The 18,288-nt window shown below is 51.1% G+C and carries 16 protein-coding genes; 9 read left to right on the top strand and 7 right to left on the bottom strand.

The genetic code is table 11. From position 1 onward, the window contains the following. Positions 1 to 67 precede the first annotated feature (67 nt). Positions 68 to 610 (top strand): cell division protein ZapC, encoded by a 543-nt coding sequence (gene zapC, locus OGX94_RS23635; RefSeq protein ID WP_149335621.1) that lies wholly within the window; start codon positions 68 to 70, stop codon positions 608 to 610. On the opposite strand, the gene OGX94_RS23630 is transcribed toward zapC, so the two are convergent. Further along, positions 607 to 1,713, bottom strand: a complete 1,107-nt coding sequence (locus OGX94_RS23630; protein ID WP_286570046.1) for a YcbX family protein — start codon at positions 1,711 to 1,713, stop codon at positions 607 to 609. The two genes, zapC and OGX94_RS23630, sit on opposite strands and share 4 nt — an antisense overlap. Positions 1,714 to 1,811: 98 nt before the next feature. Here OGX94_RS23630 and rlmKL point away from each other — a divergent pair, with 98 nt between their 5' ends. The 6 genes from rlmKL to rmf all read left to right on the top strand — a co-directional run bounded on the left by rlmKL (position 1,812) and on the right by rmf (position 9,738). Beyond that, on the top strand, positions 1,812 to 3,920 hold the full coding sequence (rlmKL, locus tag OGX94_RS23625; protein ID WP_063940605.1) for a bifunctional 23S rRNA (guanine(2069)-N(7))-methyltransferase RlmK/23S rRNA (guanine(2445)-N(2))-methyltransferase RlmL: 2,109 nt from the start codon (positions 1,812 to 1,814) through the stop codon (positions 3,918 to 3,920). 12 nt (positions 3,921 to 3,932) lie between these two features. Beyond that, complete coding sequence (locus OGX94_RS23620; protein ID WP_003831978.1) at positions 3,933 to 5,840, top strand: ABC transporter ATP-binding protein; 1,908 nt, start codon at positions 3,933 to 3,935, stop codon at positions 5,838 to 5,840. Positions 5,841 to 5,855: 15 nt separating this feature from the next. Continuing rightward, entirely contained in the window at positions 5,856 to 7,109 is a 1,254-nt protein-coding gene (gene pqiA, locus OGX94_RS23615) for a membrane integrity-associated transporter subunit PqiA (RefSeq protein WP_257661570.1), read from the top strand. 4 nt (positions 7,110 to 7,113) lie between these two features. Beyond that, positions 7,114 to 8,754, top strand: coding sequence for an intermembrane transport protein PqiB (gene pqiB / locus OGX94_RS23610; protein ID WP_003831983.1), 1,641 nt, complete (start codon positions 7,114 to 7,116; stop codon positions 8,752 to 8,754). Further along, the gene (pqiC, locus tag OGX94_RS23605) at positions 8,751 to 9,314 is read left to right on the top strand and encodes a membrane integrity-associated transporter subunit PqiC (RefSeq protein ID WP_003831985.1); all 564 of its coding nucleotides are present in this window, start codon (positions 8,751 to 8,753) and stop codon (positions 9,312 to 9,314) included. The genes pqiB and pqiC overlap by 4 nt, the downstream gene beginning before the upstream one ends. 256 nt (positions 9,315 to 9,570) lie before the next feature. After that, positions 9,571 to 9,738 carry a ribosome modulation factor gene (rmf, locus tag OGX94_RS23600; protein ID WP_003035871.1) on the top strand — a complete coding sequence of 56 codons (168 nt, stop codon included), beginning with the start codon at positions 9,571 to 9,573 and terminating at the stop codon, positions 9,736 to 9,738. 107 nt (positions 9,739 to 9,845) lie between these two features. Here rmf and fabA read toward each other — a convergent pair whose 3' ends face one another. Beyond that, the gene (gene fabA, locus OGX94_RS23595; RefSeq protein ID WP_003035875.1) at positions 9,846 to 10,364 is read right to left on the bottom strand and encodes a bifunctional 3-hydroxydecanoyl-ACP dehydratase/trans-2-decenoyl-ACP isomerase; all 519 of its coding nucleotides are present in this window, start codon (positions 10,362 to 10,364) and stop codon (positions 9,846 to 9,848) included. Positions 10,365 to 10,432: 68 nt separating this feature from the next. Beyond that, complete coding sequence (locus tag OGX94_RS23590) at positions 10,433 to 12,193, bottom strand: AAA family ATPase (protein ID WP_063940604.1); 1,761 nt, start codon at positions 12,191 to 12,193, stop codon at positions 10,433 to 10,435. A gap of 185 nt (positions 12,194 to 12,378) precedes the next feature. On the opposite strand from OGX94_RS23590, the gene matP reads away from it, so the two are divergent. Continuing rightward, positions 12,379 to 12,831, top strand: a complete 453-nt coding sequence (gene matP, locus OGX94_RS23585) for a macrodomain Ter protein MatP (protein ID WP_003831992.1) — start codon at positions 12,379 to 12,381, stop codon at positions 12,829 to 12,831. Positions 12,832 to 12,920: 89 nt separating this feature from the next. On the opposite strand, the gene ompA is transcribed toward matP, so the two are convergent. Continuing rightward, positions 12,921 to 13,967 carry a porin OmpA gene (gene ompA, locus OGX94_RS23580; protein WP_126318575.1) on the bottom strand — a complete coding sequence of 349 codons (1,047 nt, stop codon included), beginning with the start codon at positions 13,965 to 13,967 and terminating at the stop codon, positions 12,921 to 12,923. A 357-nt stretch (positions 13,968 to 14,324) separates the two neighbouring features. Then, complete coding sequence (gene sulA / locus OGX94_RS23575; protein WP_286570044.1) at positions 14,325 to 14,834, bottom strand: SOS-induced cell division inhibitor SulA; 510 nt, start codon at positions 14,832 to 14,834, stop codon at positions 14,325 to 14,327. A 217-nt stretch (positions 14,835 to 15,051) separates the two neighbouring features. Here sulA and OGX94_RS23570 point away from each other — a divergent pair, with 217 nt between their 5' ends. Next, entirely contained in the window at positions 15,052 to 15,666 is a 615-nt protein-coding gene (locus OGX94_RS23570; RefSeq protein WP_003831996.1) for a TfoX/Sxy family DNA transformation protein, read from the top strand. On the opposite strand, the gene yccS is transcribed toward OGX94_RS23570, so the two are convergent. Together yccS and OGX94_RS23560 are read right to left on the bottom strand one after the other, a co-directional pair. Beyond that, a complete protein-coding gene (gene yccS / locus OGX94_RS23565; RefSeq protein ID WP_003831997.1) occupies positions 15,644 to 17,797 on the bottom strand; it encodes a YccS family putative transporter in 2,154 nt (717 codons plus the stop codon). The two genes, OGX94_RS23570 and yccS, sit on opposite strands and share 23 nt — an antisense overlap. A gap of 18 nt (positions 17,798 to 17,815) precedes the next feature. Further along, a complete protein-coding gene (locus OGX94_RS23560) occupies positions 17,816 to 18,262 on the bottom strand; it encodes a YccF domain-containing protein (RefSeq protein WP_003831998.1) in 447 nt (148 codons plus the stop codon). Between the last annotated feature and the right edge of the window lie 26 nt (positions 18,263 to 18,288).

The following is an 18,288-nucleotide window of genomic DNA, read 5'->3' as shown; positions in this document are numbered from 1 at the left end:
GGGCAATAAACGAAGCGGCAAAAGGATACTGTCGTAACGGTGATGATTAAGGAAAGGAGAGAAACTGATGCGAATTAAACCCGACGATAACTGGCGCTGGTATTATGATGAAGAGCACGATCGTATGATGCTCGATTTAGCCAATGGCATGTTATTCCGTTCGCGTTTTGCTCGTAAAATGCTCACTCCTGATGCATTTTCTCCGTCTGGTTTTTGTGTTGATGACGCCGCGCTTTATTTTTCCTTTGAAGAAAAATGTCGCTACCTGGATTTAGCCAAAGAACAAAAAGCGGAACTGGTGCTTAATGCGCTGGTGGCGATTCGTTATCTCAAACCGCAAATGCCAAAAAGCTGGCACTTTGTCGCACACGGTATTAACTGGTCGCCGGTCGTGGGTGACGCAGCCTGTGTTGATTTAAGCGATACCGATGAACAGGTAAACCTGTTAGTGGTTGAGCCGGGTGAAAACGCCGCGCTTTGCCTGCTTGCGCAACCTGGCGTGGTTATCGCCGGGCGTACGATGCAGCTTGGCGATGCGATTAAAATAATGAATGACAGACTGAAACCGCAGGCCATTGTTGACAGTTTCAGCCTTGAGCAGGCGGTTTAGCTCTCCAGTCTGATTGCCGTTTTGGGAACACAGCTACAGCACAGAATCGTTCCGTCGTCCCCCATCGCTGATTTCTTCAACGGGCTAACTTCACCTTCTACCAGTCGAATTCGACAGCATCCGCAAATGCCTGCCCGGCATGAATAGGGAACCCGGATACCCTGGTTCTCCAACTGCTCAAGCAATACCTGCTGATTATTTCCGCGAAAGGTCTGTCCCTGCCAGTCAATAAGCACCGTGGCATCAGGTTGTTGTTCGGGTGTAGTTTCGTCTGATTCAGCCGCGCTGTACGCTCTGGCGGGGCCGGTTGCCAAAATTTCTACCTCATCGCCGACGCGAATAACGCCACTGTTACGCGCGATAAGATTCTGACCGAAATCGACATCGCCGTTATCTATCGCAGTACGGAAGGTTTGCAATGTGGCAAGCGGTTCACCGGATGGATGTTTCTGGCCTTTTTCCGGGCTAACTGTCGTGAAAATACAGCGGCTACAGGGTTTTGCTACATCAAAAATGACGTCGCCAATACGAATCACTTTCCAGGTATCTTCTTCCCAGGCACCAGCTCCCGAAACCACTATATTGGGGCGAAACTGTTCCATTTTGACGCTTGCCGGACAGCGCTGTTGCAGATCGCGCAGGGATGCTTCGTTGGTCAGCAGATAGGGATAACCATCAGCGAAGGATAAAGGAACATCAACATGGCGTTTTACACGGCGCGTCAGCTGCGGGCCGACCCAGCGTAACTGCACTTCACGGGAGAAAAAGCCGCTAAGCCACTGGTTGATAGCCGCTGGCGCAACACGCGCGGTAAAATGGTTTCCCCATACTTCTGTTGGTGCATCCTGAGGAGCGAAATCGGCAAATCGTACGAGCGCACTGCTGCCGTCTGGCGCCGTAAGATGCAGCCCATCGTGGAATGGGGAAGGCGTAAAACGGACCATTTGTGGGAACTGGCGGGCGGTTATGAATGTTCCGTCAGGTTCAGTGATCATAAATATGCGATCAAAGGCGAGACCGCTAATATCTGCCAGGGCATGCGTAAGCCCAATGCCGCGCATTGATTTAACCGGATGAATAAAAAGTCGGGTTAACGTGACCACTGTACAGCCCCTCGAATGAAAATAAGCCTTCAACTTTATGACATACAGCCCATATTAGCTATAATGCGCAGCAATTTTCTCGGAGTAAAAGTGACATTATGAATTCTCTGTTTGCCAGTACGGCCCGCGGGCTGGAAGAGCTGTTAAAAACTGAACTGGAAAACCTCGGCGCGCTGGAGTGTCAGGTCGTTCAGGGTGGGGTCCATTTTAAGGGCGACACGCGGCTTGTTTACCAGAGCCTGATGTGGAGCCGCCTGGCCTCGCGCATTATCCTGCCGATGGGAGAGTGCAAGGTCTACAGCGATCTTGATCTGTACCTCGGCGTTCAGGCAATCGACTGGACAGAGATATTTAACCCTGGTGCTACGTTTGCCGTCCATTTTAGCGGACTGAACGAGACCATTCGTAACAGCCAGTACGGCGCGCTGAAGGTCAAGGATGCGATTGTCGATGCCTTTACCCGCAAAAATATGCCGCGTCCGAATGTGGATCGTGAATCTCCGGATCTGCGCATCAACGTCTGGTTGAACAAAGATACTGCCAGCATTGCGCTCGATCTGAGCGGTGACGGTTTGCATCAGCGTGGCTATCGCGATCGCGCGGGTCAGGCACCGATTAAAGAGACGCTGGCCGCGGCAATTGTTATGCGTTCTGGCTGGCAGCCGGGAACCCCGTTACTCGATCCGATGTGTGGTTCCGGCACGCTGCTGATTGAAGCGGCAATGTGGGCGACCGATCGCGCGCCGGGTCTGCACCGTGGATACTGGGGCTTCAGCGGTTGGGCGCAACACGACGAAGCCGTCTGGCAAGAAGTTAAAGCCGAAGCGCAGGTGCGTGCGCGTAAGGGACTGGCTGACTATACCTCGCATTTTTATGGATCCGATAGCGATGCGCGCGTGATTGAAAAAGCGCGTAGTAATGCTCGCCGCGCCGGTATCGCCGATCTGATGACGTTTGACGTGAAAGATGTCGCCAAATTGAGCAATCCGCTGCCGAAAGGACCCTATGGGACAGTTATCAGTAACCCGCCTTACGGCGAACGTCTGGATAGCGAACCGGCGCTGATTGCCCTGCACAGCCTGCTGGGCCGTACGATGAAAAACCAGTTTGGCGGCTGGAATTTGTCGCTGTTCAGCGCCTCGCCGGATCTGCTCAGCAGCCTGCAATTACGTGCCGACAAGCAGTTCAAAGCGAAAAACGGGCCGCTGGATTGTGTGCAGAAGAATTATCACGTCGCAGAGACCACTGCGGACAGCAAGCCTGCTACGGTAGCGGAAGATTATGCCAACCGCCTGCGCAAGAATATTAAGAAGCTGGAAAAATGGGCGCGTCAGGAAGGCATTGAATGCTATCGCCTGTATGACGCTGACCTGCCGGAATACAACGTTGCAGTAGATCGTTACGGTGATTGGGTCGTGGTTCAGGAATACGCCCCGCCGAAGACGGTTGATGCGCAAAAAGCACGTCAACGCCTGTTCGACATCATTGCCGCCACGCTGTCAGTACTGGAAATCGCGCCAAACAAACTGGTGCTGAAAACCCGTGAGCGACAGAAAGGCAAGAATCAGTATCAGAAGATGAATGAGAAGGGTGAATTCATTGAGGTAAGCGAGTACAACGCGCGCCTGTGGGTGAACCTGACTGACTACCTTGATACGGGTTTATTCCTCGACCACCGTATTGCGCGCCGCATGCTGGGGCAGATGAGTAAAGGTAAGGACTTCCTCAACCTGTTTTCCTATACCGGAAGCGCTAGCGTACATGCAGGATTGGGCGGTGCGCGTAGTACTACGACGGTCGATATGTCGCGTACCTATCTGGAATGGGCGGAACGCAACTTGCGTCTGAACGGCCTGAGCGGTCGCGCTCACCGTTTAATTCAGGCCGATTGCCTGGGCTGGCTGCGTGATGCGAATGAACAGTTTGATCTGATTTTCATCGATCCGCCGACGTTCTCTAACTCAAAACGTATGGAAGATTCGTTTGATGTGCAGCGCGATCATCTGGCGCTGATGAAAGATCTGAAACGTCTGTTGCGTAAAGACGGCACGATCATGTTCTCCAACAACAAACGTGGGTTCCGTATGGATCTCGACGGTTTGGCTGAACTGGAATTGAAAGCACAAGAAATTACCCAAAAAACGCTTTCCCAGGATTTTGCCCGTAACCGTCAGATCCACAATTGCTGGCTGATTACCGCAGCCTGAAAGGATAAATAAATGTCATTGATCAGTATGCATGGTGCATGGCTGTCGTTCAGCGATGCGCCGCTTCTTGATAATGCAGAACTGCATATCGAAGATAACGAACGCGTCTGTCTGGTTGGCCGTAACGGCGCAGGTAAATCGACGCTGATGAAGATCCTGAACCGTGAGCAGGGGCTTGACGACGGGCGTATCATTTATGAGCAGGATCTGGTTGTGGCGCGTCTGCAACAGGATCCGCCGCGTAATGTTGAGGGCAGCGTGTATGATTTCGTTGCCGAGGGTATCGAAGAGCAGGCCGAGTATCTCAAGCGTTATCACGATATTTCGCGTCTGGTGATGACTGATCCGAGCGACAGAAATCTGAATGAGATGGCGCGGGTTCAGGAAATGCTCGATCATCACAATCTGTGGCAGCTCGAAAGCCGTATTAATGAAGTGCTGGAGCAGTTGGGGCTGGATCCAAACGCCGCACTTTCTTCGCTTTCAGGCGGTTGGCTGCGTAAAGCGGCGCTGGGCCGCGCGTTAGTGAGTAATCCGCGTGTACTGCTGCTGGATGAACCAACGAACCACCTGGATATTGAAACCATCGACTGGCTGGAAGGGTTCCTGAAATCCTTCAATGGGACAATCATCTTCATTTCCCATGACCGTTCATTTATACGCAATATGGCGACACGTATCGTCGACCTCGATCGTGGCAAGCTGGTGACTTATCCGGGGAATTACGATCAGTATCTGCTGGAGAAAGAAGAAGCGCTGCGCGTAGAAGAGTTACAAAATGCAGAGTTTGACCGCAAGCTGGCGCAGGAAGAGGTCTGGATCCGTCAGGGGATCAAAGCGCGCCGTACCCGCAACGAAGGCCGCGTGCGCGCACTGAAAGCCATGCGTCGCGAGCGTGGCGAACGCCGCGAAGTGATGGGCACGGCGAAGATGCAGGTCGAAGAGGCGAGCCGTTCAGGCAAGATTGTTTTCGAAATGGAGAACGTGGATTACCAGGTTGATGGAAAGCAGCTGGTAAAAGATTTCTCCGCACAGGTACAACGTAGCGACAAAATTGCGCTAATCGGACCGAACGGCTGCGGCAAAACAACGCTGCTGAAGTTGATGTTAGGCCAGCTTCAGGCTGACAGTGGACGCATTCACGTCGGCACCAAGCTGGAAGTGGCCTATTTCGATCAGCACCGCGCCGAACTGGATCCAGATAAAACCGTGATGGACAACCTGGCTGAAGGTAAGCAAGAGGTGATGGTTAACGGTAAACCTCGCCATGTGCTGGGTTATCTGCAGGATTTCCTGTTCCATCCGAAACGCGCGATGACGCCAGTGCGTGCGCTTTCTGGTGGGGAACGAAATCGCCTGCTGTTGGCGCGTCTTTTTCTGAAACCCAGCAATCTTTTGATTCTCGATGAACCAACGAACGATCTTGACGTCGAAACGCTGGAACTGCTTGAAGAACTAATTGATAGCTATCAGGGGACTGTACTGCTGGTAAGCCACGACCGTCAGTTTGTGGATAATACTGTAACTGAATGCTGGATCTTCGAAGGCGGCGGTAAAATTGGTCGTTATGTCGGTGGTTATCATGATGCGCGCAGCCAGCAATCTCAGTATGTGGCGTTTAAACAACCGGTCACGAAAAAAACAGAGGAAGCCGTTGCTCCTAAAGCAGAAATTGTCAAACGTGGCACGAGCAAACTAAGCTATAAACTGCAGCGCGAACTCGAGCAACTCCCCGCGCAGCTTGAAGAACTGGAAGCTAAACTGGAAAGGCTACAAGCGCAGGTTGCTGACGCCGCTTTTTTCAGTCAGCCACATGAGCAAACACAACAGGTATTAGCTAGTCTGAACGAAGCGGAACAAGAACTTGAGCAAGCCTTTGAGCGCTGGGAGTATCTTGAGTCTTTGAAGAACGGCGCATAATTTAAAGGAGCACATATGTGCGAACATCACCATGCCGCGAAGCATATTTTGTGCTCGCAGTGTGACATGCTGGTGGCGTTACCTCGCCTTGAGCATGGTCAGAAAGCGGCATGTCCACGATGTGGCACTACGTTAACGGTGGAGTGGGACGCGCCGCGGCAGCGTCCTACCGCCTATGTTTTAGCAGCATTATTCATGCTGCTTCTGTCAAACCTCTTCCCCTTTGTGAATATGAACGTTGCAGGGGTGAGCAGCGAAGTCACGTTGCTGGAGATCCCCAGCGTTCTCTTTTCTGAAGACTACGCCAGTCTCGGCACCTTCTTTTTATTATTCGTGCAGTTGGTCCCCGCGTTTTGCCTGCTGACTATCCTGCTGCTGGTGAATCGGGTGCAGATGCCCGCAAGACTTAAGGCGGGTCTTGCACGCGTCCTGTTCCAGTTAAAAAGCTGGGGGATGGCGGAAATCTTCCTCGCCGGCGTGCTGGTCAGCTTCGTTAAGCTCATGGCTTACGGCGATATCGGCGTGGGCAGCAGCTTTATTCCGTGGTGCTTCTTTTGCGTTTTGCAACTGCGCGCATTCCAGTGCGTTGACCGTCGCTGGCTGTGGGATGATATTGCGCCAATGCCAGTGATTAAGCAGGAGTTAAAACCTGGTGTGCCCGGCATTCGACAGGGACTGCGTTCCTGCTCTTGCTGCACTGCGATACTTCCCGCTAATGAACGGGTGTGCCCGCGCTGCCAGACGAAAGGCCATGTGCGGCGTAAAAACAGTCTGCAATGGACGTTGGCATTACTGTTTACGTCAATCATGCTTTATCTTCCTGCCAATATTTTGCCGATTATGATTACCGATCTGCTCGGGTCAAAGCTGCCATCAACGATACTTGAGGGGGTGGTTTTAATCTGGAGCGAAGGCTCTTATCCGGTGGCTGCGGTTATTTTTATCGCCAGTATTATGGTGCCGACGTTGAAAATGATCGCCATTGCCTGGCTATGCTGGGATGCCAAAGGGCACGGCAAACGCGACAGCGAACGTATGCACCTGATTTATGAAGTTGTGGAATTTGTCGGTCGCTGGTCAATGATCGACGTCTTTGTGATTGCGGTACTCTCTGCGCTGGTGCGCATGGGAGGGTTAATGAACATTTATCCTGCAATGGGTGCTTTGATGTTTGCTTTAGTCGTCATTATGACAATGTTTTCAGCGATGACATTTGATCCGCGTCTGTCGTGGGATCGTGAACCAGAACCAGGCCATGAGGAGTCCTGACAGCATGGAATCTAAAAGTGGGGAAGCCAAAGTGCAAAAGGTAAAAAACTGGTCGCCCGTGTGGATATTCCCTATCGTCACTGCACTCATTGGCGCGTGGGTACTGTTTTATCACTACAGTCATCAGGGGCCACAGGTCACGCTTATTACCACCAATGCCGAAGGTATTGAAGGGGGCAAAACGACGATTAAAAGCCGCAGCGTGGATGTCGGTATCGTCGAGAGCGCAACCCTGACTGATGATTTGACCCATGTGGAGATTAAAGCGCGTCTTAACTCCGGAATGGAAAAGCTGCTGCATAAAGATTCTGTCTTTTGGGTGGTGAAGCCGCAGGTTGGACGTGAAGGTATCAGTGGACTCGGCACGCTATTGTCCGGGGCTTATATTGAACTGCAGCCTGGCAATAAAGGCAGTAAGCTGGAAAATTACCAACTGCTGGATTCACCGCCGTTGGCCCCGCCAGATGCAAAAGGGATCCGTGTGATTCTGGACAGCAAAAAAGCCGGTCAGTTGAGTCCAGGCGATCCGGTGCTTTTCCGCGGCTATCGTGTGGGCTCGGTTGAAACCAGCACATTTGATGCGCAAAAGCGTACGATCAGCTATCAGCTTTTCATCAATGCGCCTAACGATCGTCTGGTGACCAGCAATGTACGTTTCTGGAAAGACAGCGGGATCGCCGTAGATCTTACCTCAGCAGGTATGCGCGTAGAAATGGGTTCGCTCTCCACGCTGTTTGGCGGTGGTGTAAGTTTTGATGTGCCAGAAGGTTTAGAGCAGGGCGAGCCGGTCGCACAACAATCAGCGTTTAATCTTTATGACGATCAAAAAAGTATTCAGGATTCACTGTATACCGATCATATTGATTACCTGATGTTCTTTAAAGATTCGATTCGTGGCCTACAGCCTGGTGCACCGCTGGAATTCCGTGGCATCCGCTTGGGTACGGTGAGTAAAGTACCTTTCTTCTCACCGAATATGCGTCAGGTATTTAACAATGATTACCGCATTCCGGTGCTGGTGCGTATTGAACCAGAACGTCTGAAGGCGCAACTGGGAGAGGATACCGATGTTGGCGCTCATTTGGAGCAACTGCTTAAACGCGGATTACGAGGATCGCTCAAAACCGGGAACCTGGTAACCGGCGCGCTGTATGTCGATCTCGACTTCTACCCGAAAGAGCCGCCGATTACTGGTGTGCGCGAATTTAATGGTTATCAAATTATTCCGACCGTGAGCGGTGGTCTGGCGCAGATCCAACAGCGTCTGATGGAAGCGTTGGATAAGATTAACAATCTGCCGCTGAACCCGATGATTGAGCAGGCAACTAATACGCTGTCGGAAAGCCAGCGCACAATGAAACATCTGCAAACTACGCTGGATAACATGAACAAGATCACGTCCAGTCAGTCGATGCAGGATCTGCCGGCGGATATGCAGAACACGCTGCGTGAACTAAATCGTAGTATGCAGGGTTTCCAGCCTGGTTCCGCGGCCTACAACAAGATGGTGGCGGATATGCAGCGTCTTGATCAGGTACTGCGTGAACTGCAACCGGTACTGAAAACGTTGAACGATAAGAGTAATGCGCTGGTATTTGAAGCGAAGGACAAAAAAGATCCAGAGCCGAAGAGGGCGAAACAATGAAAAAGTGGCTAGTGGTGATGATGGCGGTCTGGCTGACGTCATGCAGCTCCAGCGGAGAAAATAAAAGCTATTACCAGCTCCCTATCGCACAAGGCGGTGTGCAGAGCTCTGCCAATCAGGGAAACCGTCTGCTGTGGGTTGAACAGATTGCGGTACCTGATTATCTGGCCGGTAATGGGGTGGTTTACCAGACCAGCGATGTGCAATATGTGATAGCCAATAATAATCTCTGGGCCAGCCCATTAGATCAGCAATTGCGCAATACGCTGGTTGCGAACCTCAGTATGCAGTTGCCTGGCTGGGTTGTCGCTTCACAGCCGCTGGGAAGCACTCAGGACACGCTGAACGTTACCGTAACCGGCTTCCACGGTCGGTACGATGGTAAGGTTATCGTGAGCGGTGAATGGTTGCTGAATCATCAGGGACAACTGATCAAACGTCCATTCCACATCGAAGCTGTACAGACTAAAGACGGCTACGATGAGATGGTGAAGGTTCTTGCCAATGCCTGGAGTCAGGAAGCAATGGCCATTGCTCAAGAGCTGAAACGCATCCCTTAAGCTTAAATAATTGTAAATTATACCGCCCCTGGTTCATTGCCCGGGGCGGTTTTTTTTATTTTTTTAGCCGTGGAGATAGCTGTTCTGACTGACTATTTTTGTACAAATGATTTAGCGAGTAGCTCACAAATATGACACTGGCGTGAATTTTGCGCATTGACGAGCCTGATGTTTAGGGGTATTCGTTTAGTGTGATTGCACACTTAGTAATCACTGTTTTCTTTTCCACCAGACCCAAAAATGAGGGAAACGAGGCATGAAGAGACAAAAACGAGATCGCCTGGAACGGGCACATCAACGTGGATATCAGGCCGGCATTGCCGGACGCTCAAAAGAAATGTGTCCCTATCAGACGCTGAATCAGAGGTCATACTGGCTGGGAGGCTGGCGAGAAGCCATGGGGGATAGGGTTTTAATGGCCTGATTCTGTCTCTTTAGATAAAAGAAACCTCCGCAGAGCGGAGGTTTCGCCTTTTTGCACACCTGAAAAAACGGGGAAACGTTAATGTCTGGCTGCTTCGCAGTTCTGGATTAGAACGCGGAAGTGTCCTGGAACAGACCCACTTTCAGATCGTTTGCGGTATAGATCAGACGACCATCAACCAGCACTTCACCATCTGCCAGGCCCATGATCAGGCGACGGTTAACGATGCGTTTGAAGTGAATGCGGTAAGTGACTTTCTTCGCGGTCGGCAGAACCTGGCCGGTGAATTTAACTTCGCCTACGCCCAGCGCACGGCCTTTACCTTCGCCGCCCAGCCAGCCGAGATAGAATCCAACCAGTTGCCACATGGCGTCGAGACCCAGACAGCCCGGCATCACCGGATCGCCGATAAAGTGACAACCGAAGAACCACAGGTCCGGGTTGATATCCAGTTCAGCTTCAACATAACCTTTGTCAAAGTTGCCACCGGTTTCGGTCATCTTGATGACACGGTCCATCATCAGCATGCTTGGTGCTGGCAGTTGTGGCCCTTTAGCGCCAAACAGCTCACCGCGACCAGAGGCAAGAAGGTCTTCTTTCGTATAGGATTCGCGTTTATCTACCATGTTCTCTGTAAGCCTTATTTTATTGAAGCACGCAGGATAGCTAACACGTGTACGCTGAACAAGTCCGATCAGTTCGGAATAATCCAGTTCAGCCAACGTAGCGGCCATGGGAAACGGTGACGACCTTCCTGTTGCGTTGCCGTGGCAATACGCTCCTGAATGGTTTGCATCAGCGTTGTCTGGCCTTCGCCATCCCACACCAGATTTAACAACAGTGGCAGCGCATCAGTCACGTCGTCCACCGCCCAGATAGTGAATTTTTCTTCTTCTATGGCCTGTAGCAGCGCAGGCTGCAGGCTGAGGTGTCTGACGTTAGCCGAAGGAATGATAACGCCCTGTGTGCCTGTCAGTTCGCGCTGCTGGCAGATGGCGAAGAAACCTTCAATTTTCTCATTCAGACCACCGACAGGTTGTGCCCGACCAAACTGATCGACAGAACCTGTAATGGCGATACTTTGATTAACAGGAACGTCGGCGAGGGCGCTAATCAATGCGCACAGTTCTGCCATAGACGCGCTGTCACCGTCCACTTCGCTGTAAGATTGCTCAAAGGTCAGTGAGGCAGAGAAGGGGATTTGTTGCTCAAGCTGGAGTTCCGACATCAGGAACGCCTGCATAATCATCATACCCTTGGCATGAATATTTCCGCCGAGCTCGGCTTTGCGCTCAATATCCGTAAACTCGCCGTCGCCAATATGCACGACGCAACTGATACGAGAAGGCTCGCCAAATGCGCGTGGGTGGCCTGGAAACTCAATTACCGACAAGGCGTTGATCTGGCCAATACGCTCGCCTTCTGTCTCGATAAGGATCTGCTCTTGCAGAATTTCATCCTGCATGCGTTCAGCCAGGAATCCCTCACGCCATTCGCGCTGAGCCAGCATCAGGCTGAACTGCTCAGCGTTGCAGGTTTCGCCCTCGCATAACGGAGCCACCTCTTTGAACTGTCGGGTGATCCACAGCGGGTTAAGCGGCAATGTATCCTGTTCACCGGTATAGCGAACGGCTTCACGGATCAGAACCTGCCAGGCATCAGGAGCGGGGTAGGGCAAATTATTGCGTATGGCGGTATGCGTGACCCACTGACACCATTGCGTCATGGTTTCGGCATCCACTATCTGCAGATTATCTTCAAACTCGCTGTAAATGGCCTGCTCAGCCAGCTCTGGTTCCATGTCCTGGAAATCCGCCAGCGATTCACGCTCACCCACCAAAATAACTTTCAGTTTAAGCGGCATAGGGGGAACGGAGACAGGCAGCGGGCGAGACTCATCAAAAGCTACCCAATCAAAACGTTCGTGGCTGACAATGGCTTTCAGGCGCATCCACAACAGAGGTTGGGCCAACAGCGTGCGCAATGAGATAACCAGCACACCTCCATTGGCCTGATGTACCAGACCTGGCTGCAGCGTAATTTCTCCATTGAACTGACGCAGACAGCCAAACAGTTGTTCGGCTTCGGCCCAGTCAGCGCTGACCACCTGCGTCAACGTCGCAAAATTGTCTTCCGCTTTCTCAGCTGTACGATAACGAATAGTGTGACCGGAGATGTCGTAATGACCGCCAGTCAGGCTTCCTGCATCCGTGTGCAAGGGACGTGCAGCCTTTGCAATAAGGTTGAGATACTCAAGCTCTTCCGGTGCTTTTACCAACATGAACGAGGATGTTGTCCAGTGCTGAAGAAGCTGCTCTAGCGCGAATTGTAAACGTGGCTGAGTATCACTAAGTAAGGTGTCGGTGTCGTCAGTGACGTGCGGCTGTGCAAATACTTCCTGATAACTGTCGGTATCAGGAACCAGATCACGCCATGCAAGTTTCGTAATGGTCAAAGTTGATGTTTTTTAGTCTGTTGTAAAAAACGAGATTATACCGTAACCCTCACCACTAAACACCTGGAAAGCGCCGTGAAACGGTTGTGATGACGCGCGGCAGTTCACAGGCTGGATATTCTTTTCTTCAGATGCCGAAAAAGCTGATATTCTGATAAGAGTTACACGGTAACATTGAGATCGCAATGAAATATCAACAACTTGAAAACCTTGAAAGCGGCTGGAAATGGAAGTATCTGGTGAAGAAGCATCGTGAGGGGGAATTAATCACCCGTTACGTCGAGGCCAGCGCTGCCAAAGAAGCCGTTGATTTATTGCTAACCCTCGAAAATGAACCGGTTCGGGTTAATGCCTGGATTGAAGAACACATGAATTCTGCGCTGCTTAATCGTATGAAACAAACCATACGTGCCAGGCGCAAGCGGCACTTTAATGCTGAGCATCAGCATACCCGGAAGAAATCCATCGATCTGGAGTTCATGGTCTGGCAGCGTCTGGCTGGTCTTGCGCAGCGGCGCGGAAAAACGCTTTCTGAAACTATTGTGCAGCTAATTGAAGACGCAGAGCATAAAGAGAAGTACGCGAACAAAATGTCGACATTGAAACAGGATTTACAGGCGTTGCTGGGAAAAGAGTAGCGGTCGGCTGGTTTAACACGTGGCTTACTTTGGATGAAAAAAGATGAAAAAAAAACCCCGCATGGCGGGGTTTTTTATAAGACGATAACTTAAGCCTGAGGCTGAGTTACAACGTCTTTGATGCCTTTAACTTCGATCTCAACACGACGATCCGGAGCCAGGCAGTCGATCAGTGCAGCGCGAGCTTTCACGTTGTCACAGGTGTTGCCAGTAACTGGGTTGGATTCACCCATGCCACGTGCAGAGATTTTGTCAGAAGGAATACCTTTAGAGATCAGGTAATCAACAACGGACTGAGCACGTTTCTCGGACAGCGCCTGGTTGTAAGCGTCAGAACCGATGCGGTCAGTGAAGCCCAGAACCACTACGGAACCGTCTTTCGGATCCAGGTTGCTCAGCTGGCTGTACATCTGGTCCAGAGCCTGCTGGCCTTCTGGTTTCAGAGTTGCTTTGTTGAAGTTGAACAGAACGTCAGACTTCAGAGTGAAGTGCTTGGTCTGTACTTCTGGAGCCGGAGCCGGAGCAACAACTACTGGAGCTGCTTCTTCCTGCTGGCCGAAACGGTAAGAAACACCAACGCTCAACAGACCGTTATCTGGACGACCGCCAACGGTGTTCGCGTCACCGATGTTGTTGGTCCACTGGTATTCCAGACGGGTAGCGATTTCAGGAGTAATTGCATACTCTACGCCACCAGCGAATACTGGGGATACACCAGTGTCGTGGTCTTTGAAGCCAGTGTTGTTTTTAGCGTCTGCACGCCAAACCATACCACCCAGACGGGTATAAACGTCCAGATCGTCAGTGATTGGGTAACCCAGTTTAGCGGTCAGCTGAACGCCCTGAGCTTTGAAAGCGCCATTCTGCTCGCTGCCTTTGTATGGCATACGGCCTAACCAGTCGTAACCCATTTCAAAACCAACGTACGGGTTAACCTGGTAACCACCGAACGCACCGGCACCCAGTTGGCTTTCGTGGGTCGGACCGTTGTTGTCGATACGGTTGTTGCCAATATCATGGAACTGAGACCAGCCCAGTTTAGCACCAGTATACCAGGTGTTATCTTTCGGAGCGGCCTGCGCCACGGTAGCGAAACCAGCCAGTGCCACTGCAATTGCGATAGCTGTCTTTTTCATTTTTTGCGCCTCGTTATCATCCAAAATTCGCCATGAATATCTCCGAAGAGAGATAACACGGTTAAATCCTTCACCCGGGGACCAGTTCAATAGTTACTCTACCGATATCTGCGGCTTACGCCGAGCACCCCTGGCGATGTAAAGTCTACAACGTAGTTGAAAACTTACAAGTGTGAAGTCCGTCAGGCATATGAAAAAAAAAGGCTTGTATACACAATATTTAACATTTATAGCTGAATAAATGTACTGAGGATATCCTGAAAACCGCTTCTGACAAGCGTTCAGACGAAAAACACATTACAGCTCAAAGACAAATTGAGAGATGAAAAAAAATTCCAGGATAAATCCTAATTTTACTCAATGATACAAATTCGAGTGAATTTTTAGCCCGGAATGCTGTCTCCCCGCAAGTGTCTGGGCGCGAACCGGACGCATGATAAAACCCATCGCATTACCTTCATCAGCCGCTTTGACCAGTTCGGCATGTTCATCTTCCGTTAATTCTTCCGCCAGCCAGCCAATGACAACACTGTAATTACCCGTGCGTAGCGCACGAATCATTGATTTCAGCGTATTGCAGGGGGAGAGCTGACTAATTTGCATGACTTTCATCAATGGAAGTCCAGCTGACTGCACCCACTCCCGACTTAATTTTTGCTGAGGCGTCAGCCACAGCTGCCAGCGTGATTGTTGCCCTAACTGTTGCAGCAGGGGAAGCAGCAGCAGTTGTGTCATCATGGGCTGGTCCTCGCGATAGACAACTTCACTGATAAGCCCAGCGGTTGCGTTCTCTGATGAAACGCGCGCAATGTTGCTTGATGTGGAAGAGAACGACGATGAACGATTTGCATAGCCTGAAGTGTACATAATCAATCCAGCCCTGTGGGTTACTGTATGGATATACAGTAACCCTGCCATCAACAAAGATCAACCTTATTTTCGGAAACAGGTTCGCAATTTTTAGTCGTCGTCACGGGAAAAATAAAATTCATCTTGCCCCATACGCATAAGTTGCCTATTTTCGTCATTAACGGATCCGCTACTGAAAATCATTTGCTTACGTTATGATTTAAAAAGGATTTTTATGAAAGAGCTTTCTTATGCAAGGATCTATAAATCGCAGGAATATCTGGCTTCTCTGGGGACAATTCACTATCGCTCACTGTTTGGTGGCTACAGTCTGACGGTTGGCGATACGGTCTTTGCCATGGTCGCTAATGGTGAGCTGTATCTTCGCGCCTGTGAGCAGAGCGCCCAGTATTGTGTACAAAATTCTCCTGTCTGGCTGACATTTATTAAGCGCGGACGTCCTCTTGTACTTAATTATTACCAGGTGAACGATGCCCTGTGGCAAAACCAGCAGCAGCTGGTGTCGTTATCGCGATATTCGTTGGATGCTGCGGTTAAGGAGAAACAAAGTCGCTTTGCCCAGCATCGTCTGCGGGAATTGCCGAATATGACGTTTCATCTGGAGACCCTGCTGAATGAAGCTGGAATTAAAGATGAGGGGACCATGCGATCGTTGGGAGCACAAATGTGCTGGCTGAAACTTCGGCAAAATAACCCGGCTCTGACGGTAAAAGTACTCTATGCCCTTGAAGGCGCGGTAGGGGGGATACATGAAGCCGCGCTCCCGGCGACGCGTCGCCAGGAGCTGGTTGAGTGGGTAAGTTCTCTTACGCCGGAACCGGGGTATTAGACGGCAGCACGTCAATTTGCTGCTGTAATCGCCGGATCTCCGGGAGTAGAGCGATCAATAGCCCAACTTGCTGAACGACCAGCGGCTCTTTACTGTCCGGGCGTGGTTCCAGATGCTGAATTCGCTGCTTCAGCCCTTCTAACGCCTGGTATACACGCTGCTCGTCAGCGGGTTGATGGTGAAGGGCATCATCAACATAGCAAACAGCGTCATCCAGCAATGCCAAAACGTCTGGATTGGTCAACTGTTCGCGATGTGCGCCTAGCGCAGAAATATAGCTGGTAAACGTATGGTTGAGACACAGTAAACGGAACGCCGTTTCGCGGGTTTGGGCCGTGACATCCGGCTCGCTCGACATGTTTGATACCACGGAGGCGAGTTCAGCATCACGATTATGCGCATCACGGCGAGCGATACGGTAGGCCAGACGATTATCACGACCCTGATGATATTGTTCGAGAATTGCATCAAGGTAGCGGCAGTTAGCGTCAGTCGCCCGTTCAATTACCCGTGGTAGGTTACGAAAACGCCAGTCTGGCCAGATGAAACTGACAGCAGCCCAGGCGATAGCACAGCCAATTAGCGTATCGATGACACGCGGCAGCGCAACCTCAAAACCTTCGCCGAGCAGGTTAAAGCACAGTAACACCAGCAGCGTGATAAACATGGTGGCATGCGCATACTGGACGTTGCGAAAGGCAAAAAACAGTACGCCAGTGATCACCAGGAGTATCAGTTGCCCCTCGAGAGAGGGCACAAACCACAGGATCGGTAAACCAATGGCAATCCCAACCAACGTGCCGATAATCCTGAGCGCCAGGCGATGTCGGGTGGCGTTGTAGTTTGGCTGACAGACAAACAGGCTGGTCAGCAAGATCCAGTATCCGTGATTCATGCCGGTTATCTGGATAATGGCATAACCAACACAGAGTACTAACGACATGCGAACGGCATGGCGAAACAGAGCAGACTCAGGGGTGAAATTACGGCTCAGACGTAACCAGATATCACTGAATCCATGGGGACTGTCATCGGCAAGCTGATTTTCAGACTCATTGCGCGAGAGTACCTGAGCCTGTTCGGATTCGATGGTAGCAAGCTGCGCGTCGATTGCCCGTAGGTTTGACAGTAAAAAACCCAGCGTATTGAGCAGGTCGGCAGGTTCACCACTGGCGCGCATGCGCTCAAGTGCAGCATCTATATGGGTGAAGGCTCGCTCAAAGTGCGGATCGTGCTGGTAAGGCGTGCGCAATAAAATACAGCGAGATAATTGTGAACAGGCTTGCCCTTGCATCGACATCAACCGCTGGAAACGGAACATCACATCGCTGTGACGGAAATGATCGCGTAGCGTTTGATACTGAATATGTGAGGAGCTTGCGCGTTCATGAATATCTTGTGCCACAAAATAGTAATGTAGCGTGCGACGTGTTCCCCGTTGTCCACGGTCACCGCGCAGGCGGGTCAGCAGCGACACTTTAGTCTGATTCAGCGTTGCCATCAGTTGGCCATTCGCGAGAGCTAAATCATACAACGGTGCCTGGCTTTCATCTTCTATGTCGGGGTCAAAAAGACGCGATTTCAGTTCCAGGTAGTGCGCTAACTGTTCGTAGCTGCGTGCCAGATTGTCCTGTAAGGGGCGGATGGGGAACAGAAGATGTCCGGTGAGCGTTAGCAGGTTATACCAGATAGCGCCAGCGAGCAGCAGGATTGGTTGTTGATACCACTGATCGTAAAGCGAGGTGCCCAGCATCGTGTAAATGGCGATCAGCAATGCACCAAAAGCAATAGTTGCATAGCGCTGGCCTAATCCCCCCAGCAGAATAAAGCCGCTGGTGGAAAGCGTTAACCCAATAGCAAACAGCCATGGCCATGGGAAGAGCAGTTCAACGGAGGCTGAGGCAATAAAAAAGCACACCAGTGTGATGATTAAATTGCGCAGTCGGCCTGCGAGACGATCGTCCAGATCGGTAAGTGCGGCAGCGACCATGCCCAGCGTGAGCGGGATGGTCAGCTTGACATCGCCCAGCCACCAAGGCAGCGCTGTTGTGCCGCATAGCGCGATAAAAATTCGCACGTAGTACAGCCATGTGCTGTTCCAGGTATAGCGTTTGAGCAGAGGACTTAACATAAAGGCCATCGGTCCTGATTATTCAAAACGACGACGCGCATTGGCTTCACGCGCTGCACGGGCAACTTCTACTGAAACCACACGGCGACCCACCGGCCAGAGCGCAATGGCAGCGATTTTAAAGTTTGCAATGCCAACCGGAATACCAATAATCGTTATGCACTGGGCAATACCAGAGATAATGTGCATCAGGCACAACCACCAGCCGAAGAAAATCAGCCAGAAAATATTGAGCACGGTGCCGCCGGTATTTAACAGGACGCTTTTACCGGCCGGATTCAGTTCATCGACATGAATCGCTTCGTTACCATAGGGAAACAGCGAAAGTCGGGTTATCTCCCAGCATGAACGGGTCAAGGGTAAAGTAAAAATAAGCACGACACTGACCAGCGTTGCCAGTAACCAGGCAAGGGTGGTGGCGAACCCCCCAAGCACAAAATTTAAAATATTCAGAACAGTACGCATAAACCCTCGGTTAACTCTGGTTTTCT

This window comes from Citrobacter sp. Cpo037 (assembly GCF_030332945.1).
In the GTDB taxonomy this organism is placed as follows: Bacteria; Pseudomonadota; Gammaproteobacteria; order Enterobacterales; family Enterobacteriaceae; genus Citrobacter; species Citrobacter portucalensis.
Note: the sequence above shows the minus strand (reverse complement) of the source record. Positions and strands in the feature narration are given on the sequence as shown.